The following is a 9,719-nucleotide window of genomic DNA, read 5'->3' on the forward strand; positions in this document are numbered from 1 at the left end:
TTTACCAGCCTGGGGTCGCCGAATGTTTTCCCCTGAGACTCTTGTGCATGAATTAAAATTGGGTTTTCCATCTGTTTTTTCTCCTCACTTTCCTTGTCTTACTAATAGACATCCATTTATGTGTACAACTTAATTTAACTGGTCTGTTATGCCTGAAATCCTTGCAGCTACCACTTGTGTGTACACCGTAGCCCCTTTACAAGGGGAGGGTTAGGGTGGGGTAAAAATCTTTAACAGTGTTGCATTCATCTATCCTGGATACAATCGATTAAAGGTATCTTGAAATTCTTTAATTCCTTTAATCAGAGGATGAATATCATACCAAACTTGACTTTCTCCATCTCCATTTAAATAACGATATTCTAAAATACAGCGATTAAATAATAAATCTCGATACAGTGAATCATTTACTATCTCTTTAGAATAATGCACAGTTGCCAGTGCTTCCCATTGATTAGAAAAAACTGTATTGCGATAAGTATTTCGCAACTCGCTAACAGAACGCAGTAAGGCTCTGGTAGGGATGGGTAGAGAGTTAGTGTATTTAATCGCCTCCTTCATTAATAATAATAAATTTCTCACATGACCTCCACTCATTAAGCATAGTCTTTCTAATGCTCCTCGCTCTTCAAACATATCGACAATAGATAAACTAGGGTCTATCAAATTCAGGCGTTTTTGTAAAATTTCTGTAACTTTATTAATACCCCGTTGGTATGGTTGATTATCAGGCGTTTGCACCATAATCATCGGCAATACCTGAGTACTACCATAGGTATTAGCGAGGTCGGCGGCGCGATTAGAATACAGTAAAGAAATTGGTACTGTGTACAGCAAATGACAATCTAAAGCTTGGAGTTGTTCGCTACGATCTAGAAAAATTTGGTCGTGATTGCTGCGTCCGTCTTCTTGCGGTATGGGTACAATTCGGTCTAAGTTATCAGCAATTAATACTAGTTGAGAATATCCTTCAGGTAAGTGCTTTTTAGCATCTTGAATAAACTCATTTAACGCCGCAATTAAAGTAACTGTATGGGGGTTAATCTGTTCTCGAATTTTTTGGCGTTGAGTTGGTTCTGTTCGCAAATTTGCTGTTAATTTAGCAAATTGAGAAATCTGAGCTTCTATACTTAAACTTTCTAAAGAAACTTTAGTGAGTGCTAAATCTTTTAAATCTTGCCAACGTTCTTGTAACCAATTCAACAAAACAGTTGGGGGAGTGCTATCTTTTAATGCTTCTACTAGGTGGCGGGTACAAGCTAACAAAATATCAGTATATTGAGCATCTTCTGGGTCAATATCTTCTTCATCGGCGGGAAAATAAACTACAAAGCAACCTTCGTCATCTAAAAATTTCTGTAACCGCAGCAATTCTGTAGATTTCCCCGCACCGCGATGACCTGCATACAGTTGCGAGGTCATTCTGTCTGAGTATAAAATCTCTCTGCCGATTTCTACTAATATATCGCCGTCGCCCCGCACTTCTGAACAATCAACATAAGCCGGATCTCCTGCTGGTAGAGGGCGGAACGGGTCAAAAACATTATATATCCGCTTTAAAAGCGCAAAATTCGAGGTCATAAACATGAGTCGCTGAATTTAGCGTCATATTATCGCAAATTTGCGGAGATAGGTAGGTTAGTAAATCTTACAGCAGATTCGATGTTTATGAGGTACAGCAACTGATTGGAAAAAGTAATGAGTATTAAGTAATGAGTAACGAGTCAGAAATTTATTTATTACTCATTACTTAATACTCACGGTGTACCTCGCTTGCTTCAAAAGTGCTGTAAGTAGCCAGATGATGGTGCGTGAGGCGCTGGTATATAGTTTTGGTGATGAATGAGCTACACAGTCTGCGCCTCACACACCCTACAGGAATTAATCTTTTAGTATTTGTGGATAAATGTTTACAGGAACTTTCAGGTGCAATAAGAGTCCGTCTGTATTGCTTTTTGACAACTTGAGCGAAGTCGAAATGCGTCTTCTAGATAATTATGTAAACTTACTTATCAGGATTTTGTTCTTAGGGACGTGTATAGGATCAATGGTTTAACTTGAATTTAAAATTCAGAATTAACAATTAGTTCTGTAGGAAATTTTTGTAAGCTTATGCTGTCAGGCAAGTGGAAGTTTCTGAGGATTTTATTACTCAGTATTTTTATTACTGCTGCTACTAGTGTTTATATCACTCAACATCAACCTCCGGCAACAGTTATTAATACTGAAAATCCCGAAAAAGAACAATTTTCAGTGATACAACATTCTGAAAATCATCTGGTTTATCCAGAGCGAGTTAACTATAAATCTATACCATTAACAAGTCTTAATTCGGCTCTGCAAGGGAGTGACCCCAAAACTCTGGCGTTAAATGCGATTGAAGATGTGGAGGAAGTGAAAGGAACACGTAAGGTTGAAGTGATTTATCCGCAACATAATCAAGCTTTAGTGACGATTACACATATTCCCCAAAACAGTGCTGCTGTAACGGCGATTAAATATCGGGTGGAGATGAATACTTTTGGCCGATCGCTTTTAGTTAGTTCTCCGCCTGTCTGGGAAATTATCTGGGCTGGCTCCCAGATACAATGTAAATCTGGGAGTCGCCAAAGTAAAAGTCTGAAGTGTGAAGTATGAAGTATAAAATTTTCAGATTTCATACTTCATATTTCACACTTTATTTAGATATCTCCGCGAATATCTTCAATAATGCCGTCACGGATGACGATTTCAACTTGCATTTTGCTAATTAAGTTATCACCTTTTTCGACACGGAAAAATCCTTCCATTTGAAATTGGTTAACTTCTTGATCTAACTCCAGCAGTTGTACTTGCTGAAGGTTTTGCAGCATTTGGTTTTTCTGCTCTAGGAATTCGCTTTTCTTTTGATTAACTTGCAGTTGGATGTTGTCGATTTGTTGCAGAGTTTGGGGGCTAGGTGGTTGGATACTTTGCTTTTGAATGGCTGCGATCGCTCTTTGTCCTTCGAGGTCGAGTTGCTGCAATTGCTGATCAAGTTGATTGATCTGGGCTTGTAATTGCTGTTGTACTTCCTCTTTCCACAAAGGAGTTACAATCACTTTGACATTGACGATGCGCTTCAAAAGTAGTTGGGGGTTGGAAAGATCCATATTTCGCGTTCACTCTATAAAGTTTGCATTGGAAATTATCAACAAAGAAATCAGGGTGTCAGTAGTCAGAACTCAGAATGTAACTGTTTTTCATCAATTCTGAATTCTGAATTCTTGACTCTGAATTCTGCTTTATCAGGCAAACATTTCGTTAATCAGGTCGCGGTAGCGTTCTGCAACAACGTGTCGCCGGATTTTTAGTGTTTGGGTCATCAAGCCATTTTCAATAGAAAACGGTTCTAGAATCAGCCTGAATGGCCCAATGCGATCGTCTAAACGATAACCTGGACGATTCTGAACTTCCCGATTCAATTCTTGGCGAAACAAATCCTGGATTATTTTACTCTCTAGGTCAACACCAGTGCTGAGTGCTGAGTCCTGAGTGCTGAGTTGAGTTGGTAGACTTAGTTGCACGTTCTGACTTTCAGCCCATTTTGCTAAGGCTTCCAGGTTGGGAACAATTAAAGCACCAATACTGCGCTGATCTTGCCCTACGAGCATGATTTGGTCAACATAAGGCGATCGCAAACACGCATCTTCAATTGGTTGTGGTTCGATGTTTTCCCCGTTTGTCAAAACAATTGTATCTTTGGCTCTGCCAGTCAGCACCAAGTCATTTTCTGGTGTGACCCAACCCAAATCACCGCTATCAAACCAACCTTCAGCATCAATCACTTTGGCGGTTGCTTCCGGGTTTTGGTAATACCCTTGCATGATTTGTGGCCCCCGCAACAGCACTAAACCTCGTTTTCCTTTTGGGAGAGGCTGGCGAGTTTCAGGATCTACAATTTTTACTTCTGTTCCTGGAATTGGTTGACCGGATGAACCACGGAAATTTCGCCAAGGACGACGCGCATTCGTCACGGGAGAAGTTTCGGTTAAACCGTAACCTTGTAAAATTTCTACACCAATAATTTCAAAAAAGTTATCAATATGCCTTGGTAATGCGCCACCACCACTAATTACATGCTTAATCTTTCCGCCTGTGGCTTCTCTTACCTTGGCATAAACTATCTTTTCTCCCAAAATATGCAACGGCAACAATGCCAATGCTTGAATTTTAGCCAAAATTCTTTCTACGCTGGAAGCTTGAATATGATCTAAACACAAGCCTTGGGCAATGCGTTGCGCTTTGATATACTTTTCACCCATCCCCACTAAAAAGTTGATCAGGCGTTGCTTGTTGGCTGGTTGTTCTCGAAACTGCTTCTGCACACCTTCATAAATTGATTCCCACAACCGGGGGACGGCAATCATATAATTTGGTTTAAATTCTCTCAAGTCGCGTTTCACAGAACGCAAGTTTGTGTAAACTTGAGTGCAACCTTGTGATAACAAAAAGTATTCACCACTACGTTCGTAACTGTGCCAGGTTGGTAAAATACTCAACACAACATCACCTGGGTGTGGTTGGACTATCGCCCGCAAATATTTCACCTGGTGCATTAAATTGCTGTGGGACAGCATCACTCCTTTGGGCTTTCCTGTGGTTCCAGATGTATAAATTAAAGTTGCTAAGTCATCAGGAGACTGTTGCAGTCGCACTAAGGTATGCTTTGCCCCAAGTTCTTGTAACTGGTTGAAATTCAGGATTTTCAGTGCGTCATCAGTTGGTGGCGTTTCGTCAGACAGTAAGATAATGACGCGAATTGGTAAGTCACACAGGCGATCGCGTAATCTATTTAAGGTTTTTAAATCTTCAATTACCAAAATTGTACTGCCGCTATTGGCAATAATAAACAGTAGTTCTTCTTTCTCGGCTTGAGAACTACGCACAGCATCCACACCGCCAGCCGTAATAATACCTTGGTCAGCAATGAACCAGCGAGGACTGTTATCAGCAATTAAGGAAATGCGATCGCCTGCTTGGACTTCTAAAGCTTGCAAACCTGCTGCAAATTGTTGAATTTGTTCTGCTAATTGAGTATATGTAACAACTGTTTCTGGTTTGGAATGGGGATTTCGCAACGCCACAATATTCCCAAATTCTTTTGCAGCTAAAGGCCAAATCTCCGAGAGTAAATTTACTTTTGAGTAATCTACATAACCTTGAAATGCCAGTCTTTCTCTCTCACTGATGTTTAATAATATTGAAGATGCAGATTGGGTCTTGGACATAACACATTACCTAAAGTGTAGTAATTTTTAAGTTCTAGTTTATTCTGCTATCCACACTACAATACTCTCCTAAATTTCTACATCGCGGATTGTGTCAGTTATTGAGTCGGGTCAACGTTGCATTGATAAAAACTTATGTTAGAGTGAAGTTATATAAACTTTAAGCAATACATCACTAAGATTGCTTAATTTTGATGGCAAACATCAAAAACAGTGACCACCTAACTTTTCAATGGGGGTGATTACCTATAGATTTCACAGATGCAATATGCCTCACCCTGCTCAATGCGACTGCTTGTTTGGTATTACCTAAATTACTGTCTGGGATTCTAGCTAAAATCAGGTCTAATCAAGCATCTACAACAGCGCCCACATCAACAAAAGCTACAGTTGCAGTTACTAGTTTCCCTTATTGTACGGTTTATGCAGTAACAGGCAGTCAATATTGTAAATTCAGTCCCCATTTTTGTTCCAGATGTTCTAGTTATTAATTAATCTCTGCACCAGAACACTTAGAAGCCCAAATTCTAACAGAAGTTGGGCTTCTAAATCTATGAGCGATCCGCACGCAATTAAATACTTCTACGGTAATTAAAGTTCTCCTATGAAGCCAAATCAAAAATTTGCTGTGCAGTTAAATTAAATTGGGGCAAGATAGGAGAAACAATAGTCATATTTCCTGTAAAGGTCGCCATCTGATACTCTTTATCAACCAAGCTACAAACAAAAATTGTGGGTTGCTTCGGATTACCAATGAATTTTCTCGCCCCTAGTGCTGCATAATCGATAATCCAATATTCCTCAATCCCCATTTCTTCATAATCTCGAAATTTATCGTAATAATCATCACGCCAATTAGTAGAAACCACCTCAACAATTAATTTGACTGAATCAGGATTTTGAATAATTGATTCGCTTTCCCATCGGGGTTCATTCCCAAGAACTTGTTTGTTTAAAACGATGATATCTGGCTCATAACCTGATTTTTCTCGTTTAGGTTTGATAATCGATTCTCTGGGAATAATCCAAACTCCACCAAAGCCTATCTGTCTAATAATTATCAATAGTTGCTCGATTAGGGAACCTGTGAGATTTGAATGTTTTCCCTTTGGCTTTGGCATTTCGATAATTACTCCATCATGCAGTTCATATCGAACTTCTGAATTTTCAGGATACCATTTGATAAATTCATCGAAACTGTATAGTTTAGATTCGATTTGTGCTTGAGTCATATTATCGAACTCATACTTTAAGTGCTTGATGAACAGATAAAATTACTCTAATTACAATTTATTTTAATATTTTTGGGTTTTACTGCTTAATCAGTATCTATAGGAATCCGGTTTGATTTTTGAAATTATCTGTGTAGGCAGGGAGTAGGGAGTAGGGAGTGGGGAGTAGGAAAGAGGGATTTTTGGGTGTACGGATTTTTTTTCATAAATCAAATATGAGTCCTATAGCATCCATAAATTCACACTTATTTATAACTATTATCATACTGGTGAAGTACAGCAATATAAATTTAACCGCCGATTCAAGAGGATGTAGACGCGGTAGCGGCTTCCCGTTCGCCGTCAGGCGTTCCCGAAGGGTAGGGTACGCAGATAAACGCAGATGAATTTTTACTTCAGCAGAGGAGAATCTGATCGTGGAATATCATTCTGGCAAAATTTTACAAAACTAAATATTGAACTAGCTTATGGAGATCAAAAGAAAATCAAAAGCACTAATGTAGTTCATTTGACAAAATATGTTTCACACTAGGTAAATAGCAAACAAAATTTTGCAAAAAGGGGCATATACATGAGCTTTACAGACGGTTTATTGCTGACATTGGTAAATACTGTGGCTTGTTTGATGTTGCCAAAGCTGTTGTCTGTGATTTTGACTGACAAAAATGAAGCTAAAGTAGCAACACAACCTGTATCTAGTTCTGAAATTTCCTAAAATCCTGATTGCTGCTTTCGGGCGATCGCTCTGTAGAAAAACATGGAATAATATGTGTTGGTGCGATCGCTAAAAAGATTATTTACGCTTTTCTTGTCGCCATTTTTCTTTGACTAAGCGAATTTCATCAAAAGTATAAGCTGTACCCAGTTGTTCTTTCAGGGGTGTGAGAGGAATATCACCGAGAACTTCTAGCACTTGCCAAATTTTTTGGTGATGTTCTAAAGGTACAATTTGGTATAAGTCTACAGGCTGATTTTTCTCGATTAATCTTGCGAGATGGCTAACAATTGTCGTTGGGCTGAGTTTGCGTTGTTTGGCAATTTCAGCGACACTTAAACCTTGTTGATGTAAATGCAGTGTTTGTAATTCCGTTCCAGAAATTAAGCTGACTGAAGGTATGACATCAACATCAGAACTCACTGAACTTTTCGCCTCGCGGTAAGCCCGAATTTCTGCTAAGAATTTTTCGCCATATTGGGCAAGTTTATGACTCCCTACACCAGATAACTTGCCAAATTCAACTAAGGTTTTAGGCTGTACCTGTGCCATCAATTTTAACGTCGAGTCATGAAAGATAACGTAAGGTGGAACCGACTGTTCATCAGCCAATTGCTTACGCAGCGATCGCAATTTATGTAATAATTCTTCAGCCTCAGCAGCTTTGGGACTTTCTTCGATTAAAGTTAATTTTTGGGTTGCAGACACAGCAATTTCCACTTTGCGCTGTCGTCGCATCACTTCCCAACTGTGGGCGTTTAATTTTAAAACAGAATAACCATCACTAGTTTGTTCTAACAAACCTTGATGTAAAAGAGATCGCCCCAACATTCGCCATTCTTCCACACTTTTATCTTTACCGATACCGTAAGTAGATAATTTGTCGTGTTCGTATTGGGTAATCTTCTGATTTTTCGCCCCCCGCAACACATCAATAATATGCAGCATTCCAAATCTTTCTTTGCAACGCGCCACACAAGATAAAAACTTCATCGCTTCAATTGTCCAATCTTCCACGGGTTTGGGATGACGACAATTATCACAGTTAGCACAATTTCCCAGAAACCTTTCGCCAAAATAACTGAGTTGAATTGTTCGGCGACAATCTGTCCCCTCAGCATAATCTATCATTTGTCGCAGTTGTTGTTTAGCAATCAACTGTTCTTGAGCATCGGTTTTTTGGTTAATACTCCACTCAATAGTTTTAATATCACCAAAACTAAAAAAGATTGTACAGCGTGAAGGTTCACCATCTCGCCCAGCCCGCCCAGATTCTTGATAGTAACTTTCTAAATTGCGGGGAATATCAAAGTGAATTACTAGCCGCACATCTGGTTTATTAATTCCCATCCCAAAAGCGATAGTCGCCACCATCACCCGCACATCATCTCGAATAAATCGCGTTTGATTATTGCTGCGTTCTTCGTCACTTAATCCCGCATGATAAGGCAAAACTGAAACTTTATCATTTTGCAGTTTAAAAGTTAATTCATCAACTTTTTTGCGAGTCAGACAATAAATAATCGCTGAACCGTCAATTTCTCGAATTAATTCTAATAATTCCGCGTAAGCATATTTAGTTTTGGGGCGGACTTCGTAATACAGATTTTGCCGATTAAAACTCGCAATATGAATACTAGGCTGCCTTAACCCAATTTGTTGAATGATATCCGAACGAACACGTTCAGTCGCCGTTGCTGTTAACGCAATTGTCGGAACATTGGGATAACGCGATCGCAATGACCTCAACTGACGGTATTCTGGACGAAAATCATGTCCCCATTCCGAAACACAGTGCGCTTCATCAATTGCAAAGGTAGAAATCCCAATTTGGTGATGTACTAAATCGAGAAACGGCAAAAACCTTTCACTCATCAGCCGTTCTGGGGCAACATAGAGTAATCTTACCTTACCATTTAGAATGGCCTCTTCACGAGAACGAACTTGATAAGGATTCAAACTACTATTGAGAAACGTGGCGCTAATATTATTATTTCGCAGTGCTTCCACTTGGTCTTGCATCAACGCAATTAACGGTGATACCACCACCGTCAATCCCTTCTTGATCAACGCAGGTAATTGAAAGCACAAAGACTTACCGCCACCCGTGGGCATAACTACCAGCAAATCCCGATTTTGTAGCGCATCTTCGATAATTTTTCGCTGTCCAGGACGGAAATTATCATAACCGAAGTGATATTTTAGCGCCTGTTCGAGATTAGGATACTGAAGCATAGCGATCGCTTTTTTGGCTGCATTCTGCGTGAGGTTTACGAAGATAAAAGGATTGTAACAATCTCACGTCGAGAAGTCATGAATTTCCTTCTCTGCGCCGCCGGTTACTGAGATTCGACTACCCGATAAAATTTAGACAATAAAAGACTTTTAACTCTGTCACCTGTCACCTATCGTTGGGTAAGGTTTGAGCGTCACCGCTCTCCCCTCCCCTGAGAACCGTGCGTGAGACTTTCGTACTCACACGGCTCAAGCCTTACTTCAAGCGAGTTGACTTGGTTTTTGAAT

General features: G+C 39.6%; 7 protein-coding genes. 2 read left to right on the top strand and 5 right to left on the bottom strand.

Annotated elements, in window-relative coordinates:
• Positions 1-249 precede the first annotated feature (249 nt).
• Entirely contained in the window at positions 250-1,581 is a 1,332-nt protein-coding gene (locus H6G74_RS30545) for an AAA family ATPase (RefSeq protein ID WP_190871518.1), read from the bottom strand.
• 531 nt (positions 1,582-2,112) lie between these two features.
• Between H6G74_RS30545 and H6G74_RS30550 the strand changes: the two genes are divergently transcribed.
• A complete protein-coding gene (locus H6G74_RS30550) occupies positions 2,113-2,637 on the top strand; it encodes a hypothetical protein (protein WP_313888529.1) in 525 nt (174 codons plus the stop codon).
• A 44-nt stretch (positions 2,638-2,681) separates the two neighbouring features.
• Here H6G74_RS30550 and H6G74_RS30555 read toward each other — a convergent pair whose 3' ends face one another.
• The 3 genes from H6G74_RS30555 to H6G74_RS30565 all read right to left on the bottom strand — a co-directional run bounded on the left by H6G74_RS30555 (position 2,682) and on the right by H6G74_RS30565 (position 6,481).
• Positions 2,682-3,131, bottom strand: coding sequence for a YlqD family protein (locus H6G74_RS30555; protein ID WP_062295191.1), 450 nt, complete (start codon positions 3,129-3,131; stop codon positions 2,682-2,684).
• A gap of 135 nt (positions 3,132-3,266) precedes the next feature.
• Complete coding sequence (locus tag H6G74_RS30560) at positions 3,267-5,249, bottom strand: AMP-dependent synthetase/ligase (RefSeq protein WP_190971257.1); 1,983 nt, start codon at positions 5,247-5,249, stop codon at positions 3,267-3,269.
• Between the two features lie 602 nt (positions 5,250-5,851).
• The gene (locus H6G74_RS30565; protein ID WP_190971258.1) at positions 5,852-6,481 is read right to left on the bottom strand and encodes a Uma2 family endonuclease; all 630 of its coding nucleotides are present in this window, start codon (positions 6,479-6,481) and stop codon (positions 5,852-5,854) included.
• 571 nt (positions 6,482-7,052) lie between these two features.
• Between H6G74_RS30565 and H6G74_RS30570 the strand changes: the two genes are divergently transcribed.
• Positions 7,053-7,196, top strand: coding sequence for a hypothetical protein (locus H6G74_RS30570; RefSeq protein ID WP_190971259.1), 144 nt, complete (start codon positions 7,053-7,055; stop codon positions 7,194-7,196).
• Between the two features lie 78 nt (positions 7,197-7,274).
• Here H6G74_RS30570 and recQ read toward each other — a convergent pair whose 3' ends face one another.
• Entirely contained in the window at positions 7,275-9,431 is a 2,157-nt protein-coding gene (gene recQ / locus H6G74_RS30575) for a DNA helicase RecQ (protein WP_190971260.1), read from the bottom strand.
• Positions 9,432-9,719 lie beyond the last annotated feature (288 nt).

Source organism: Nostoc spongiaeforme FACHB-130 (genome assembly GCF_014698475.1).
Taxonomy (GTDB): Bacteria; Cyanobacteriota; Cyanobacteriia; order Cyanobacteriales; family Nostocaceae; genus Nostoc_B; species Nostoc_B spongiaeforme.

Bases quoted from the DNA above. Each gene is read 5' to 3' on its own strand.
- H6G74_RS30555 (WP_062295191.1), bottom strand. From the start codon at position 3,131: ATGGATCTTTCCAACCCCCAACTACTTTTGAAGCGCATCGTCAATGTC.
- H6G74_RS30565 (WP_190971258.1), bottom strand. From the start codon at position 6,481: ATGACTCAAGCACAAATCGAATCTAAACTATACAGTTTCGATGAATTT.
- H6G74_RS30560 (WP_190971257.1), bottom strand. From the start codon at position 5,249: ATGTCCAAGACCCAATCTGCATCTTCAATATTATTAAACATCAGTGAG.
- H6G74_RS30570 (WP_190971259.1), top strand. From the start codon at position 7,053: ATGAGCTTTACAGACGGTTTATTGCTGACATTGGTAAATACTGTGGCT.
- H6G74_RS30550 (WP_313888529.1), top strand. From the start codon at position 2,113: ATGCTGTCAGGCAAGTGGAAGTTTCTGAGGATTTTATTACTCAGTATT.
- H6G74_RS30545 (WP_190871518.1), bottom strand. From the start codon at position 1,581: ATGACCTCGAATTTTGCGCTTTTAAAGCGGATATATAATGTTTTTGAC.
- recQ (WP_190971260.1), bottom strand. From the start codon at position 9,431: ATGCTTCAGTATCCTAATCTCGAACAGGCGCTAAAATATCACTTCGGT.